Origin of the sequence: Acidovorax sp. 107 (assembly GCF_003058055.1) — a bacterium.
GTDB lineage: Bacteria > Pseudomonadota > Gammaproteobacteria > Burkholderiales > Burkholderiaceae_C > Acidovorax.
The window spans coordinates 3,573,986-3,589,622 of record NZ_QBTZ01000001.1 but is presented as its reverse complement, the minus strand read 5'-3'; the positions used below and the strand labels follow the sequence as shown (position 1 = coordinate 3,589,622).

Below are 15,637 nucleotides of genomic sequence, written 5' to 3'. Positions count from 1 at the left end.
TGCGACAAGCATCTCACCAAGAAAAGCCCCCGGTTCTCAGCCTCCGCAGGACGCAGCGGGCATCTTCAAGTCGCCTAGCGACAACCCCACTCCAAGCAAAAATGCGTCGGTGCTGGCGCCCCCCACGCGAACAAGATCGAAACCCCCGTCATTCAGGATCCAGTTGCGGATCAGGCCATCGAACAATGCATGCAAGCTGATGGCGGCCTCCATGGCCGTCATGGGCAGCACCACCTCCTGCGAACTAGCCGCCAGCGCAAAGTCGCGCGCCAGCAGCTGCGTAAACCCCTCGGACGCTGCCACATGGCGCTCGCGCAAGCCCATCAGCTCGCTCACGTATTCCACCTTGTACAGAGCAATCTCAAAAACCCGTCGGGTGTGCTCGTCCGAAGCCACGCTGTGCAGCACCAGCGCCATGACCGCACGAAGCCGCTGCACCGGATCCGCATCGGCACTGTCCTCAAACCTGGCAAAGCCCTGCTCCAGCGGCAACGCAACCCGGTCCATCATGGCGCCAAACAAATCCACCTTGTCTTTAAAGTGCCAGTAGATCGCCCCCCGGGTAGCCCCTGCTGCCTGCGCAATATCGCTCAAAGAGGCCCGAGACACGCCCTTTTCCCGAAACACCCGCTCGGCAGCATCGATCAACCCGTTACGGGTAGCGATTGCATCTTCTTTTGTCCGGCGCGCCATAGTCAAATACCTCGTTGAGTCTCCAAAGCCCTTACAGCTGCCTAGGGGCATCTTGAGCAGTCAACAATTATACATTCATGTCTGTATGTATAATTTCTGATCAAACTGTCGGGACATTGCGTGCGCCGCCCTGCGTCCGCATTTTCTTTCTGACGCTCCCTTTTTGACGCACATCCAACAGAGGACTCTCATGCCCCAACTGCGTGACGCATCCGGCACCCCGCACTTGCGTGCCGCCCCCACCCGACGAGTGCTTTCGCTGGCTGCCATCAGCGCAGCGGTGTTGCTCCTGTCCGCATGCGGAAAGACCGACGGACAGGCTGCTGGCGCCGGGGGCCCCAAGCCCCCACCCGTAGAAGTGGGGGTGGTCACCGCCACCCCCGGCGACGTGGGACTGGTCACCGAACTGCCTGGCCGCGTCGAAGCGTCGCGGGTGGCTCAAGTGCGTGCACGGGCTGCAGGCATCCTGCAGCAGCGCGTCTTCAAGGAAGGCAGTGACGTCAAGGCGGGGCAAGTGCTGTTCCGCATTGATCCCGCTCCTTACGCCGCCGCCGCTGAGAGCGCGCGCGCCAGCTTGGCCAAAGCACAGGCCAACCTCGCACAGGCCAGCGCGCAAGCGGAGCGCTACCGGCCCCTGGTGGCCGCCAATGCCATCAGCAAGCAGGACTTTGTGAATGCAGAGGCGGCCGAGAAGCAGGCACAGGCAGATGTGGCAGCGGCCAAGGCCGCCGTACGCACCGCCGACATCAACCTCAGCTACGCCAGCGTGACGTCCCCGATTTCCGGCCGCATTGGCCGCGCGCTGGTCACCGAGGGGGCCCTTGTCGGCCAGGGCGAAGCTACTGCACTGGCAGTGGTGCAGCAGATCGACCCGGTGTACGTGAACTTCACCCAATCGGCCAGCGACGTATTCCAGCTGCGTCGCGCCATGGAAAGCGGCCAATTCAAGCGCGCGGGCAACGGTCAGGCGGCCAGCGTCAAGCTGGTGCTCAGTGATGGCACCGATTACACGCAAACCGGGAAACTGCTGTTCACCGACCTGTCGGTGGACGCAACAACCGGCCAAGTCACCCTGCGCGCCGAAGTCCCCAACCCCAAGGGTGAACTGCTGCCCGGGCTCTATCTGCGGGTGCGGATTGAACAGGCCCAAGCCAGCAACGCCATCACCTTGCCGCAACAGGCGGTCACCCGCACACAGCAGGGCGATACCGTCAGCGTGGTCGGCGATGACGGCAAGGTGTCGCAACGCACCGTCAAGATCAACGCAGCCCAGAACAACCGCTGGGTGGTGCTGGACGGTCTGAAGGCGGGTGAAAAGGTGATGGTGGACGGATTCCAGAAACTGCAGATGCTGCCCCCAGGAACCCCGGTCAAACCCGTGCCATGGCAAGCGCCAGGCACGCCTGCGCCAGCAGCAGCCACAGCCTCTGCGCCCACCTCCGAAGAGGCACCGGCAGCGCCTGCGTCGGCCGCATCCAAGCCATAAGGGGCAATCCAGCATGGCCAAATTTTTCATTGACCGCCCCATCTTTGCGTGGGTGATTGCGCTGTTCATCATGGTGATGGGCGGCGTGGCCATCACGCAGCTACCCATTGCCCAGTACCCGCCAGTGGCGCCCCCATCCATCGTCATCAACGCAGCCTACCCCGGGGCGTCGGCACAAACCCTCGAAGACAGCGTGCTGTCGGTGATCGAGCGCGAGATGAACGGCTCTCCCGGGCTGATCTACATGGAGTCGGTGGCGCAAGCCGATGGTTCCGGCAGCATCACGCTGAGCTTCCAGCCCGGCACCAATGCCGACCTAGCGCAAGTGGACGTGCAGAACCGGCTCTCGCGCGCTTCGCCGCGTCTGCCGTCTGCCGTGACGCAGCAGGGCGTGCGCGTGGACAAATCACGCTCCAACTTCTTGCTGTTCACCATGCTGTCGTCCACCAACCCGGCCACCGACACCGTGGCCCTGGGTGACTATGCCTCGCGCAACGTGGTGCCAGAACTGCAACGCCTCAAGGGCATTGGCCAGGCGCAGCTGTTCGGTACCGAGCGGGCGATGCGCATCTGGATCGACCCGGCCAAGATGCTGAGCTACAACCTGTCAGCCGCAGAGATCACCGCCGCCATCCGCGCCCAAAACGCCCAGGTGGCCAGCGGCACCATTGGCGACCTGCCCAACGTCGCGGGCCAGGGCATTGCCGCCACCGTGGTGGTCAACGGGCAACTGTCCAGCGTCGAGCAGTTCGGCAACATCGTGCTGCGTGCGAACACCGATGGCTCTACCGTGCGCATCAAGGATGTGGCGCGTGTGGAACTGGGCGGCCAGGCCTATGCCACCGCCGCACGTCTGAACGGAAAGCCTGCGGTGGGTATCGGCGTTCAGCTGTCGCCCAGCGGCAATGCCCTCGAAGCCGCCAAGGACGTACGTGCCAAGATGGACGAGCTGTCGCGCTACTTTCCCGAAGGCATGAGCTGGAGCATTCCGTACGACAGCTCGCGCTTCGTGGACATCTCCATCAAGCAGGTCGCAGAAACACTGGTCGAGGCGGTGGTGCTGGTGTTCCTGGTGATGTTCCTGTTTCTGCAGAACTGGCGCTACACCATCATCCCGACCATCGTGGTGCCGATTGCGCTGCTGGGCACGTTTGCCACGCTGCTCGCGCTGGGCTTCTCGATCAACGTGCTGACGATGTTCGGCATGGTGCTGGTGATCGGTATCGTGGTGGACGACGCCATCGTGGTGGTGGAGAACGTCGAACGCATCATGAGCGAGGAAGGCCTGTCGCCACTGGAAGCCACGCGCAAGGCCATGCGCCAGATCTCCGGCGCCATCATAGGCGTGACGGTGGTGCTGATCTCGGTGTTCGTGCCACTGGCATTTTTCGCAGGCTCCACCGGCAACATCTACCGCCAGTTCTCGGCGGTGATGGTGGCCTCCATAGGCTTCTCGGCCTTCATGGCGCTGTCGCTCACCCCCGCACTGTGCGCCACGCTGCTCAAGCCCGTAGAGGCAGGGCACCACCATGAGAAGACCGGGTTTTTTGGCTGGTTCAATCGCGGTTTTTCGCGCACCGCCAAAGGCTACGAAGGTTTCGTGGCGCGCATTCTCCGGCGCGCCGCTCGCTACCTGGTCATTTACGCAGCCATCGTCGGGGCCGTGGCCGTGGTGTACATGCGCCTGCCCACCTCGTTCCTGCCCAGTGAAGACCAAGGCAACATCATCGTCAACGTGCAATTGCCCCCTGGCGCCACCCAGGAGCGCACGCTCGCCGTGATGGAGCAGGTCGAGGGCTTCATCCTCAAGCAGCCCGAGGTGCAGAGCATGGTGGGTGTGCTGGGCTTCAGCTTCTCCGGCCAGGGACAGAATGCGGCCCTCGCGTTCGTGACCCTCAAGGACTGGAGCGAGCGCCATGGCCCCGGCCAGTCGGCGCAGGATGTGGCCAACCGCGCGTTTGGTGCACTGATGGGCATCCGCGATGCGTTCATCTTCCCCCTGAGCCCGCCGCCCATTCCTGAGCTGGGCAACGCCAGCGGCTTCACATTCCGCCTGCAGGACCGCGGCGGTGCGGGGCATGAAGCCCTGGTGAAGGCGCGCAACCAGCTGCTGGGCATGGCATCGCAAAGCAAGGTGCTGACGCAGTTGCGCCCCGATGGCCTGGAAGACGCTCCACAGCTGCAGATCGACATCGACCGGGACAAGGCCAACGCGCTGGGCGTGCCCTTTGATGCGATCAACTCCGCGCTGTCCACGGCGCTGGGCTCCAGCTATGTGAACGACTTTCCGAACCAGGGCCGCCTGCAGCGGGTGGTGGTGCAAGCGGATGCTCCGGCGCGCATGCAGCCCGATGACCTGCTGCGCATCAATGCCACCAACAGCCAGGGCAAGCCTGTGCCGCTATCGGCCTTTGCCACCACGCGCTGGGTGACCGGTGCACAGCAAACCGTGCGCTACAACGGCTACCCGGCCATGCGCATCTCTGGATCGCCTGCGCCTGGCTACAGCACGGGCGCCGCCATGGCCGAGATGGAAAAGCTCGCGGGCCAGTTGCCCCAAGGCTTCGGATTTGAGTGGACAGGCCAGTCACGCGAGGAAAAGCTGGCTGGGTCGCAGTCCCTCATCCTGTACGGCTTTGCCATCCTGGCCGTGTTCCTGTGCCTGGCCGCCCTGTACGAGAGCTGGTCGATCCCCTTGGCCGTGATCCTGGTGGTACCGCTCGGGGTGCTGGGCGTGCTGCTGGCCACGTTGCTGCGCGGCTACGCCAATGACGTGTACTTCCAGGTGGGCCTGATCACCATCATTGGCCTGTCGGCGAAAAACGCCATCCTGATCATCGAGTTCGCCAAGGACCTGCAGGCCCAGGGCAAGGGCGTGATCGAGTCGGCGCTGGCCGCCGCGCATCTGCGGTTCCGCCCCATCGTGATGACCTCCATGGCCTTTGGTCTCGGCGTGCTGCCGCTGGTCATTGCGTCGGGCGCAGGCTCGGCCAGCCAGCGGGCCATCGGCACCGGCGTGCTGGGTGGCATGGTCACGGGCACTGCCCTGGCCGTTTTCTTTGTGCCCGTGTTCTTTGTGGTGGTGCGCAGCCTGTTCAAGGGCAGCGCACGCCAGCAGGAAATGAACCGCCGCCATGCAGAAGAAGCAGGAGTTGGAACCCATGACTAAGCACCGCAGCACCTCCATGGCGCTGGCAGCGGCTACAGCGGCTGCGCTGCTGGCTGGCTGCTCATTCATCCCCACCTACGAGCGCCCACAGGCACCGGTCCCTGCGGCCTACGCCAGCGGGGCGGCCGCAACCGCAGGCGCAGCAGCACAGTCGGGCCCCACCGTGCCCTGGCAAAGCTATTTTGCGGAGCCACGCCTGCAACAGCTCATCGACATTGCGCTGGCCAACAACCGCGACCTGCGCGTGGCCATGCTGAATATCGAGCAGGCTCGGGCGACCTACCAGGTGCGCCGGGCAGACCTGTACCCGGGCGTGGGCCTGGCTGCCAATGCCAGTCGGGCGCCCGCCACCGGCACGGGCAACCTGACCAACTCGTTCAGCGTAGGCCTGGCCGTATCCGCGTGGGAGATCGACTTCTTTGGCCGCATTGCCAGCCTCAAGGAGCAGGCCCTGGCCCAGTACCTCACCACCGAAGAAGGCCGCAACGCCGCCCAGGTCAGCCTGGTAGCGGCCGTGGCCAACGGCTGGCTGACCCTGCTGGCCGACGAGGAACTGCTGGACCTGTCGCGCCAGACCCTCGCCTCGCGCGAAGAGTCGGTGCGCCTGACCAAGATGCGCCTGGACGCAGGCGTGGCGTCCGAACTCGACTTCCGCCAGGCAGAGTCGCTCACCCAGGCGGCCCGCGCCACCCTGGCGCAGCAGCAGCGCCAGCGCGCCCTTGACGAAAACGCGCTGGCCTTGCTGCTGGGCCAGGCGCTGCCCCAGGATGTCCGGGCCAGCCTGGCCGGTGGCAAGCTGGCCGATGCGCCTGCGATGGCGTCGCTGCCCGCCGGCGTGCCGTCTGAGCTGCTCACCCGCCGGCCGGACATCCGCCAGGCAGAGCAGCAACTGATCGGCGCCAATGCCAACATCGGTGCCGCGCGGGCGGCGTTCTTCCCGCGCATCGCGCTGACGGCGCAGGCGGGCACGGCCAGTGGCGAGCTCTCGGGTCTGTTCAAGAGCGGCTCCTGGGGCTTCACCATCGCGCCGTCGCTGCTGCTGCCCATCTTTGACGCGGGCCGCAACCAGGCCAACCTGGACAGCGCACGGGTCGGCCGGGAGATTGCCGTGGCGCAGTACGAGAAGGCCATCCAGACCGCCTTCCGCGAAGTCTCGGACGCCCTGGCCGGGCAAGCCACCTTGGGCGAACAGGCCCAGGCCCAGCAACAGCAGGCGCAGGCAGAGGCTGCACGCCTGCAACTGGCCGACCTGCGCTACCGTAACGGTGTGGCCAGCTATCTGGACCTGCTGGACGCCCAACGCTCGCTGTTCACCGCCCAGCAGGCGGTGGTGCAGGTGCGACTGGCACAGCTGCAAAACCAGGTGTCGCTGTACAAGGCACTGGGGGGCGGTGCGCCCGACACCACCGCCCAGACGCCCTCTTGAGCCCACGCCTTCGAGGGTGCTCAGTCCCCTCGGGCGCGGCGCCCTCTTTGGGGCAAACCCGTGGGTGTCTGCATCGCGCGGGGATGGGAATAACCATCCCCGCAGATATAATTTAAGGTTGATTACACCGAAGCCCCCGATACACCTGAGGACGACATGAGCGACAACCACCACGAAGAAGCCCATACCGGCCCGATCAAGAACCCCAAGCAGTTGCTGGTCGCGGTACTTTTCTCGTTTGTAGTTCCGATCTTTGCCATCATTGGCTTGGTCCTGTATGTGACGTCAGCGGACAAGCCCGCTGCCGGCGCGGTCAACCCCGAAAAGGCCATCGCCGAACGCATCCAGAAGATCGGCATGGTCGAGGTGCGTGATGCCAACCGTCCGCTCAAGAGCGGCGAAGACGTGTTCAAGGCCCAGTGCTCGGCCTGCCATGCGTCCGGCGCGGCGGGTGCCCCCAAGTTTGGTGATGCGGCCGCCTGGGCTGCGCGCATCGGCACCGGTTTTGAAGCCCTGGTGCAGTCGGCCCTGAAGGGCAAGGGCGCCATGGCTCCGCAAGGCGGCGGCGACTTCAACGACACCGAAATCGCCCGCGCCGTGGCCTACATGGCCAATGCCGGCGGTGCCAAGTTTGCCGAGCCTGCAGCCCCCGCAGCGGCTGGAGCACAAGCGGATGCCGCCCCGGCCGCCGCCGCTGTTGCTGCCCCAGCGCCTGCTGCTGCCCCCGTGGCCGCTGCAGCGCCCGCTGCACCGGCACCTGCAGCAGCCTCCGCCGGTGCTGGCGAGGCCCTGTACAAACAGGCTTGCCAGGTGTGCCATGCTGCAGGCGTAGCCGGCGCCCCCAAGTTTGGCGACAAGGCCGCCTGGGCCACCCGCCTGTCAGTGGGCATCGACGCGCTGTACGCCAGCGCCGCCAAGGGCAAAGGTGCCATGCCTCCCCGTGGCGGCACACAGGCCTCTGACGCCGACCTGCGCGCGGCTGTGGAGTTCATGGCAGCCGCCGCCAAGTAAGGACGGCTCACCCCCCCCGAAAGCCGGTCCCCGTGACCGGCTTTTTTGTGCCCGCTTCCCGTTGGGCCAGAGCAAGGCGCCGAGATCCCTACCGCCCATGCGCGACCGTACCTCGGGACTGCAACCGCTGGCGTCAGGGCTGCGGTGGCCTCCCTGCCTGCCACAGCGCGTGCGGACTGCACACATAACCGTAGCGCGCCGGAAGGTCCTGCGCCTTCACGTCCTCGGGCGTCCAGTACCCGCCTGTCACCGCCTCGGCAGCTATGGCTACATCGAGCGTGTGCACCAACCCCAGTCCCAAGTCTGTCTCGAGGTACACACGGCCCTGTTCGTCCAGCAGGCAGCGGCGCACCGACGCTTCTAGGCCGGTGTGGCTGGCTGCACGAAAGTCCTGGGGCTGCAGGCGCCACACCCAGGGCGTAGCCTCCAGCTCCACGTAGACCCGCTGGGGGCCGTTCTGAAAGAACCACTGACCCTGGTCGTCGTGCTCGTAGTTGCGCGCAATGAAAGCCAGCAACTTGTCGTGTTGCAGCAGCGTGCCTTTGCTGCGCGGAAAAGCCCCTGCCGCCTGCGCAGCGTCATCACGCAAATACCAGTGCCCGCGCGTATCCAGCCCCAGCCAGCCATAACAGTCGGGCACGTTGGGCCATTTGGCCAGTGCCTGTTTGACGATGTCATCCATGGGCCGATTGTGCTCCGTGCAGGTGCGGCGCCCCGCTGTGCTCGGCCAGCCACGCGCCCACGGCGTCGGGCATGGCGCGCACATGCCCCGGTGGCAACCCGCGCGGGAACCCCACATGCCCGCCGTGGGGTGGCTGCCACAGCGTGACATGGCGCCCTACCTCGCGCATGCCCGGCAGGCTGCTGGCAGGCACGAAGGGGTCGTTGCGCGCGTTCACCACCAGCGCCGGAATGCGGATGCGGTGCAGCAGCGGCTTGGCCGACGCCCGCAGCCAGTAATCCTCGGTATTGCGAAACCCGTGGACGGGGGCAGTGAAAACGTTGTCAAACGCGTACAGGTCCTGCGCTTTCAACAGTGCTTCCCGGTCAAACAGCCCTGGGTGCTGGGCCAGCTTCTGCAGCGCCTTGGGCACCAGGGTGCGCATGAACATGCGGGTGTACACCAGCCGGTTGAAGCCACGCCCAATGGCATGGCCGCCCGCCGCCAGGTCGATGGGCGAGCACACGGCGGCCACTGCGTCGGCGCTGCGCGCTGCGTCAGTGCCCACTTCGGCGGCCCAGCGCAGCAACGCGTTGCCACCCAGCGACACCCCCACCGCCATCAACGGGCCCTGGTGGCGCGCGCGCAGCTGCCCCAGCATCCAGCCGATCTCGGCATGGTCGCCCGAGTGGTAGGCGCGCGGGGCGCGATTGATCTCGCCGCTGCAACCGCGGAAGTGCGGCAGCGCGCAGGCCCAGCCGTGTTCGCGCGCCAGATCGGCAAAGGCTTCGCAGTAGTGGCTGCGCGATGAGCCCTCCAGCCCATGAAACACCACCAGCAGCGGCCGGGGGGCGGCGCCTGTTGCGTCACTCCCACCCTCTTGCAGGAAGTCCACATCGACGAAATCACCGTCAGGCGTGTCCCACCGCTCGCGGCGATATTCGGGACGGGGGCCGAACGCGCGGCGCGCGTAGAGTGCGGGCCAGATCGTTTGCAACTGGCCACCGGGGAGCCATCTTGGTGCTATGTATTTCATAGCTATTGACGCATATTCTGACGGCACTTCTGGCCAAAAAGGTCATAAATCTCCATGCCAGGGCCCTAGTGCAGCACCGGGCGCTGCGCCACGTCCACCTGGGCATCTGGCGCCACGCCGGGGCTGGCATGGTGGGCCACCATGCGCCAGCCTTCGGGGGTCTTGTGATAGACGTTGGTGGCCAGCACCATGGCCTGGTGCAGTCCATCAGGCAGCATCACCTCGACCTGCTCGACCACGCTGTGCACCGCACTCGTCAGCGCCACCACACGGTGCACCTGCACCGGCCGCGCACGCAACGTGCCGTGCGAGAACATGGCCTCGAACGCGGCGCGGATGGCGGCGGGCCCCAGCAGACGCGGACCGCCTGGGTGCACGCAAACGATCTCGTCATCGTCCGCCCAGCAGGACATCAGCAGGTCGATGTCGCCGCGCTGCAGCGCTTCGTAGAACGCAGATTCGGTTTCATCCGAGGAGCCACCCAGGGTGGCTGCTCTTGATTGGGCGCGGGGCATGGTGTTCAGAAGAGGTGTGGGATGGAATGGCGTGACAGCTGCGGCGCCAGCCTGCTATTGTGCGGTGGCGGCGCATGACCGTGCTGGCCTGTGATTTTGTACGCGCCTGGATGCCCCGGCCACTGCAGCAGGCCCGCCACACAGCAGGCGCACCATGGCTTCTGGCACAGTCGCTCCATTTACCACCCCTCGGCGGACTCCACCATCATGATGATCCAACGTCTTCTCGCCCTCTTCACCCTGCTGGCCGCCACGCTCGCGCTGGGCGGCTGCGGCTACAACGACTTCCAGCGCCTGGACGAGCAGTCCAAGGCCGCCTGGAGCGAGGTACTCAACCAGTACCAACGCCGCGCCGACCTGGTGCCCAACATCGTCGCCACCGTCAAGGGTGAGGCCAACTTTGAACAAGAGACGCTGACCAAGGTGGTCGAGGCCCGCGCCAAGGCCACGGCGATCCAGGTCACACCCGAGACGCTGAACAACCCCGAGGCATTCAGCAAGTTCCAGCAGGCCCAGGGCGAGCTGTCCAGCGCCCTGTCGCGCCTGATGGTCGTGTCCGAGCGCTACCCCACGCTGCAGGCCAATCAGGGATTTCGTGACCTGCGGGTGACGCTGGAGGGCACCGAGAACCGCATCACCGTGGCCCGCAACCGCTACATCCAGACCGTGCAGGAGTACAACGTGCTGGCGCGCAGCTTCCCCACCAACCTGACGGCCATGGCCTTCAGCTACGCGCCCAAGCCCAGCTTCACCGTGGCCAACGAGGCCCAGATTGCCGCGCCTCCCACCGTGGATTTCTCCGCCTCCAAGCCCAAGCAATAGACAACCCATCCACACGAGATGATGTGAGCCGAATATGCTGCTAGCGCTTACAAGATATGCACTGACAGCTATATTTTTAATACCATTTTTGCCTACCCTGGGCTGGGCCCAGGCGCAACCGCTGGTCGTGCCACCCCTCACCGGCCACGTCATCGACCAGAGCGGCACGCTCACCACCACAGACACCCAGGCGCTGGAAGGCCAACTGGCTGCGCTCGAGAGGGCCCATGGCGCGCAAGTCGTCGTACTGATGGTGCCCACCACCGCCCCGGAAGACATCGCCGCCTACGCCAACCGCGTCGGCAACTTGTGGAAGATCGGCCGCCGCGAAGTGGGTGATGGCGTGCTGGTGGTGGTGGCCAAGAACGACCGCCGGATGCGCATCGAGGTTGCCAAATCGCTGGAGGGCGCGATCCCCGACATTGCGGCCGCGCGCATCATCGACGGCGCCATGAAGCCCCGCTTTCAGCAGGGCGACTTTGCCGGTGGCCTGGCCGCCGCCGTCACCCAAATTGGCGCACGCATTGCAGGCGAGGCGCTGCCCGCTCCGCCCACCACGCCTTCCGCAACCGCAAAAGGCCCAGGCCATGGCCTTTTTGACTGGACCGACTTTGCCATCTTCCTGTTCTTTGGCGTGATGGTGGGCGGCCCCCTGGCCCGCAGCATCCTGGGCGCGGCCCTGGGCGGGCTGGTGGTGGGAGGCGGTGTGGGTGCCCTGGCGTTCGTATTCACGTCCAGCCTGTTGCTGTCGGTCGGCGCGGGCGTGATCGCGCTGCTCTACACCTGGCTTTTCGGGGGCAGCAGCGGCCCCGTCAGCCTGGGGCATGGCGGCAGAGGCTCGGGCGGATGGAGCAGCGGCAGTTCCGGCGGTTTCGGTAGCGGCAGTGGTGGTGGTGGCTTCAGCTCAGGCGGTGGTGGCGATTTTGGTGGTGGCGGCGCTTCGGGAGACTGGTGATGGATGCGGAGAACAACGACCGACCAACGCACACCCCATGGCGCGCCATCTCGCGCCTGGTCCGCCACCGCTGGCACGATGCGTTTGGCCGATCCGCCATTCCGGCGCCTACGCTGCAGCGCCTCGGCGCGCAGGTCGCTGTCAGCGAGTTGCACCACACCGGGCAGATCCGCATCGTGGTGGAGAGCGGGCTGCCCTGGAGCTACCTGCGGCGCCACGCCAAGGCACGTGAACGCGCGCTCATGCTGTTCAGCAAACACCGTGTGTGGGACACCGAACACAACAACGGCGTACTGATCTACCTGCTGATGCCCGAGCACGCATTCGAGATCGTTGCCGACCGGGGACTGGCGCGGCATGTGCCCCCCGCCACCTGGCAAAGGATGGCCGAGCAGATGTCGGCCCGGTTTCAGCAAGGCCGCTACGAGGACGGTCTGGCGCAGGCCATAGATGCGGTGGGCGCCTTGCTGGCAGAGCACTTTCCACGCACCGCGGACTCCCCATCGATCAACGAGTTGCCTGACGCACCGATGGTGCACTGAGCGCCGCTGAGCAGGCCGCAGACCATTGCTGCGCGCGGAGAAGGCCCACACCACATGCTCCTTCCCGCCTTGTGGGTCCCTGCCGCCTCGAGCGCGCGCCAGGGCCTTCTTCCCCGCCCAGGCCGCCTCCCATAGAGCGCATACCGACCGTCCCGAATTCGTACCCGGGTAATCCATGATCAAGGCCCGTCGAGGCCCACCCAAGTCAGCCTGCACTGGCGCACAGGCTTCCAACGGATCCTTATTGTTTCCAATACTGGAACAGTTAGTTCGCGACCCGGTGGTTTTTCTCTGCCCCCCACCCGCGTACAGTTCATCCCATCGATGAGCCGAACCCGCAAGGCGACTCACCGAACCCGGTCTGAAGCAGCTTTCTTTGTTTTTGGCGCTTTGCTCCGGTTTTTCTGAGCCGCTTCTTTAACTTCAAGGATTTCCATCATGAACAACACCGCACGTTTCCTGTCTATCGCCGCTGTCGCCGCTTTCGCTTCCTTTAGTGCCCAGGCTGACGAAGCCGATGCTTCGCAATTCGCCACCAAGTTCGAAACCAACCGCACCCGCGCTGAAGTGGCTGCTGAAGCCGCTACCGTGGCCCAGACCCGTTCCATCGAACCCGCTGGTTCGCGTGTGGTGACTTACAAGTCCACGGCTGACCGTGCTGCCGTGCGTGCCCAGGCTGCTGAAGCTGTGCGCACTGGCCAGATTTCTTCGGGTGAGCGCGGCTGATTGACCAGGGGCGGCTGAATCTGCTGCCCTGGCTGCGCCGTATCTCTCAGTACCCCAATCCCTTATTTTTGAATTTTTCGGAGTTTCACCATGAACAACACCGCACGTTTCCTGTCTATCGCCGCTGTCGCCGCTTTCGCTTCCTTTGGTGCCCAGGCTGATGAAGCCGATGCTTCGCAATTTGCCACCAAGTTCGAAACCAACCGCACCCGCGCTGAAGTGGCTGCCGAAGCCGCTACCGTGGCCCAGACCCGTTCCATCGAGCCTGCTGGTTCGCGTGTGGTGACTTACAAGTCCACCGCTGACCGCGCTGCCGTGCGTGCCCAGGCTGCTGAAGCTGTGCGTACCGGCAAGATCTCTGCAGGCGAAATCGGCAACGCCATGTAATTCCCAAGGCCCCATGCGCACGGCATGAGGGCTTTGTGAGAAGTGCCAATGCAAATGCAAAAGGCCGGGGCCCTGTGAGGGGCCCCGGCCTTTTTGTTTGATGGATATGCGCCTGGATCGGACGCGCAAGCCACCCATCGTTTTCAAGGCCTATTGGCGGAGGCGATAGTGATAGCACGCACTTGTTCCTGCACAACAGAAGAGGGAAACGACCTCCCGGCCTCATCCAGAGACAGCCATAAAAAAACCCGGCAATGCCGGGTTTTTTTGTTCAGCGCCGCCGTGCAGGCGACTGCTTACTTCTTCTGGCGGAACTTGCGCAGGGCGGCAATCTGGGCCGCCATGACGGCCAGCTCGGACTGTGCCTTCGCCAGGTCGATCTCGCTCTTGGCATTCTTGAGCGCCTCTTCGGCTGCAGACTTGGCTGCATTGGCCTTCTCGTCGTCCAGATCCTTGCCACGGATGGCGGTGTCGGACAGCACTGTCACGCAGTTGGGCTGCACTTCCAGAATGCCACCGGCCACGAAAACGAACTCTTCGCCACCGTCAGCCATTTCGATGCGCACCGAGCCTGGCTTGATGCGGGTGATCAGCGGGGTATGGCGGGGGTAGATGCCCAATTCGCCAGCTTCACCAGGCAGAGCGACAAAACGCGCTTCACCGGAGAAGATGGACTCTTCGGCACTGACCACATCAACGTGGATGGTGTTCATCATTGCTCCTAGGAAAAGGTGGGTTGCTTGATTGCTGAAGGCCGGACCGCCACCGTGGGCTGCCCGACCGACGGCTCATCAGGCCACCTTCTTGGCCTTTTCGAAGGCTTCGTCAATGGTGCCCACCATGTAGAACGCCTGTTCTGGCAGGTGATCGCATTCGCCGCTCACGATCATCTTAAAACCACGGATGGTTTCCGACAGGGGAACGTACTTGCCGGGCGAGCCCGTGAAAACTTCAGCCACATGGAAAGGCTGCGACAGGAAACGCTGGATCTTGCGCGCGCGGGCCACGGCCAGCTTGTCTTCAGGAGCCAGTTCGTCCATGCCCAGAATGGCGATGATGTCGCGCAGTTCCTTGTAACGCTGCAGCGTGCCCTGCACGGCACGGGCCGTGGTGTAGTGGTCTTCGCCCACCACGTTCGGGTCCAGCTGGCGGCTGGTCGAGTCCAGAGGGTCCACAGCGGGGTAGATACCCAGCGAAGCGATGTCACGCGACAACACGACGGTGGAGTCCAAGTGGGCGAACGTCGTAGCAGGCGATGGGTCGGTCAAGTCATCCGCTGGCACGTACACGGCCTGGATGGAGGTGATCGAACCGACCTTGGTGGACGTAATACGCTCTTGCAGGCGGCCCATTTCTTCGGCCAGCGTAGGCTGGTAGCCCACGGCGGAAGGCATACGGCCCAGCAGAGCGGACACTTCGGTACCGGCCAGCGTGTAGCGGTAGATGTTGTCCACGAAGAACAGCACGTCACGGCCTTCGTCACGGAAAGATTCCGCAATGGTCAGACCGGTCAGGGCCACGCGCAGACGGTTACCTGGGGGCTCGTTCATCTGGCCGTACACCATGGCCACCTTGGACTCTTCGAGCTTCTCGAGATTCACCACGCCGGAATCGGCCATTTCATGGTAGAAGTCGTTCCCTTCGCGGGTACGCTCGCCCACACCAGCGAACACCGACAGACCGCTGTGGGCCTTGGCGATGTTGTTGATGAGTTCCATCATGTTCACGGTCTTGCCCACACCGGCGCCACCGAACAGACCCACCTTGCCGCCCTTGGCGAACGGGCAGACCAAGTCGATCACCTTGATGCCGGTTTCCAGCAGCTCTTGCGAGGGCGACAGTTCGTCGTACGCAGGGGCCTTGCGGTGGATGGAGGCCGTCAGCTCCTGGCTGACCGGACCACGTTCGTCGATGGGAGCACCCAACACGTCCATGATGCGGCCCAGCGTCGCCTTGCCCACAGGCACGGTGATGGAGTTGCCGGTGTTGGTCACCATGATGCCGCGGCGCAGGCCGTCGGACGAGCCCAGGGCAATGGTACGCACCACGCCGTCGCCCAGCTGCTGTTGCACTTCCAGCGTCAGCGACGAGCCTTCGAGCTTCAGGGCGTCATAAATCTTGGGCATCTGGTCGCGTGGGAACTCAACGTCCACCACAGCGCCGATACATTGAACAATCTTGCCTTGCACTTGAGCCATTTTTCGCTCC

General features: G+C 64.6%; 15 protein-coding genes. 9 read left to right on the top strand and 6 right to left on the bottom strand.

From position 1 onward, the window contains the following. Nucleotides 1-36 precede the first annotated feature (36 nt). Nucleotides 37-693, bottom strand: coding sequence for a TetR family transcriptional regulator (locus tag C8C99_RS16780; RefSeq protein WP_056643661.1), 657 nt, complete (start codon nt 691-693; stop codon nt 37-39). A gap of 190 nt (nt 694-883) precedes the next feature. Here C8C99_RS16780 and C8C99_RS16775 point away from each other — a divergent pair, with 190 nt between their 5' ends. From C8C99_RS16775 to C8C99_RS16760, 4 genes are all read left to right on the top strand, one after another. Next, the gene (locus C8C99_RS16775) at nt 884-2,179 is read left to right on the top strand and encodes an efflux RND transporter periplasmic adaptor subunit (protein WP_108626362.1); all 1,296 of its coding nucleotides are present in this window, start codon (nt 884-886) and stop codon (nt 2,177-2,179) included. 13 nt (nt 2,180-2,192) lie between these two features. Further along, entirely contained in the window at nt 2,193-5,348 is a 3,156-nt protein-coding gene (locus C8C99_RS16770; protein ID WP_056643665.1) for an efflux RND transporter permease subunit, read from the top strand. Beyond that, on the top strand, nt 5,341-6,774 hold the full coding sequence (locus C8C99_RS16765) for an efflux transporter outer membrane subunit (RefSeq protein ID WP_108627213.1): 1,434 nt from the start codon (nt 5,341-5,343) through the stop codon (nt 6,772-6,774). The genes C8C99_RS16770 and C8C99_RS16765 overlap by 8 nt, the downstream gene beginning before the upstream one ends. Before the next feature lie 156 nt (nt 6,775-6,930). After that, nucleotides 6,931-7,785 carry a cytochrome c5 family protein gene (locus C8C99_RS16760; protein WP_108626361.1) on the top strand — a complete coding sequence of 285 codons (855 nt, stop codon included), beginning with the start codon at nt 6,931-6,933 and terminating at the stop codon, nt 7,783-7,785. A 133-nt stretch (nt 7,786-7,918) separates the two neighbouring features. Here C8C99_RS16760 and C8C99_RS16755 read toward each other — a convergent pair whose 3' ends face one another. The 3 genes from C8C99_RS16755 to C8C99_RS16745 all read right to left on the bottom strand — a co-directional run bounded on the left by C8C99_RS16755 (nt 7,919) and on the right by C8C99_RS16745 (nt 9,997). After that, a complete protein-coding gene (locus tag C8C99_RS16755; protein WP_056643669.1) occupies nt 7,919-8,467 on the bottom strand; it encodes a DUF2946 family protein in 549 nt (182 codons plus the stop codon). After that, nucleotides 8,460-9,482, bottom strand: coding sequence for a YheT family hydrolase (locus tag C8C99_RS16750; RefSeq protein ID WP_056643671.1), 1,023 nt, complete (start codon nt 9,480-9,482; stop codon nt 8,460-8,462). Before C8C99_RS16750 ends, C8C99_RS16755 begins: the two co-directional genes overlap by 8 nt. Nucleotides 9,483-9,547: 65 nt before the next feature. Beyond that, nucleotides 9,548-9,997: a nuclear transport factor 2 family protein gene (locus C8C99_RS16745; RefSeq protein WP_056643673.1), complete on the bottom strand. Its 450-nt coding sequence runs from the start codon at nt 9,995-9,997 to the stop codon at nt 9,548-9,550. Between the two features lie 210 nt (nt 9,998-10,207). On the opposite strand from C8C99_RS16745, the gene C8C99_RS16740 reads away from it, so the two are divergent. The 5 genes from C8C99_RS16740 to C8C99_RS16720 all read left to right on the top strand — a co-directional run bounded on the left by C8C99_RS16740 (nt 10,208) and on the right by C8C99_RS16720 (nt 13,429). After that, a complete protein-coding gene (locus C8C99_RS16740) occupies nt 10,208-10,819 on the top strand; it encodes a LemA family protein (protein ID WP_369818061.1) in 612 nt (203 codons plus the stop codon). Between the two features lie 34 nt (nt 10,820-10,853). Next, the gene (locus C8C99_RS16735) at nt 10,854-11,774 is read left to right on the top strand and encodes a YgcG family protein (RefSeq protein ID WP_056643675.1); all 921 of its coding nucleotides are present in this window, start codon (nt 10,854-10,856) and stop codon (nt 11,772-11,774) included. Continuing rightward, nucleotides 11,774-12,316, top strand: a complete 543-nt coding sequence (locus C8C99_RS16730) for a TPM domain-containing protein (protein ID WP_056643677.1) — start codon at nt 11,774-11,776, stop codon at nt 12,314-12,316. The genes C8C99_RS16735 and C8C99_RS16730 overlap by 1 nt, the downstream gene beginning before the upstream one ends. Nucleotides 12,317-12,754: 438 nt before the next feature. Beyond that, nucleotides 12,755-13,042, top strand: a complete 288-nt coding sequence (locus C8C99_RS16725) for a DUF4148 domain-containing protein (RefSeq protein ID WP_108626360.1) — start codon at nt 12,755-12,757, stop codon at nt 13,040-13,042. Nucleotides 13,043-13,132: 90 nt separating this feature from the next. After that, on the top strand, nt 13,133-13,429 hold the full coding sequence (locus C8C99_RS16720; protein ID WP_108626359.1) for a DUF4148 domain-containing protein: 297 nt from the start codon (nt 13,133-13,135) through the stop codon (nt 13,427-13,429). A gap of 296 nt (nt 13,430-13,725) precedes the next feature. Here C8C99_RS16720 and C8C99_RS16715 read toward each other — a convergent pair whose 3' ends face one another. Together C8C99_RS16715 and atpD are read right to left on the bottom strand one after the other, a co-directional pair. Further along, complete coding sequence (locus tag C8C99_RS16715) at nt 13,726-14,142, bottom strand: F0F1 ATP synthase subunit epsilon (protein ID WP_056642760.1); 417 nt, start codon at nt 14,140-14,142, stop codon at nt 13,726-13,728. A 78-nt stretch (nt 14,143-14,220) separates the two neighbouring features. Further along, the gene (gene atpD, locus C8C99_RS16710; protein ID WP_056642765.1) at nt 14,221-15,627 is read right to left on the bottom strand and encodes a F0F1 ATP synthase subunit beta; all 1,407 of its coding nucleotides are present in this window, start codon (nt 15,625-15,627) and stop codon (nt 14,221-14,223) included. Between the last annotated feature and the right edge of the window lie 10 nt (nt 15,628-15,637).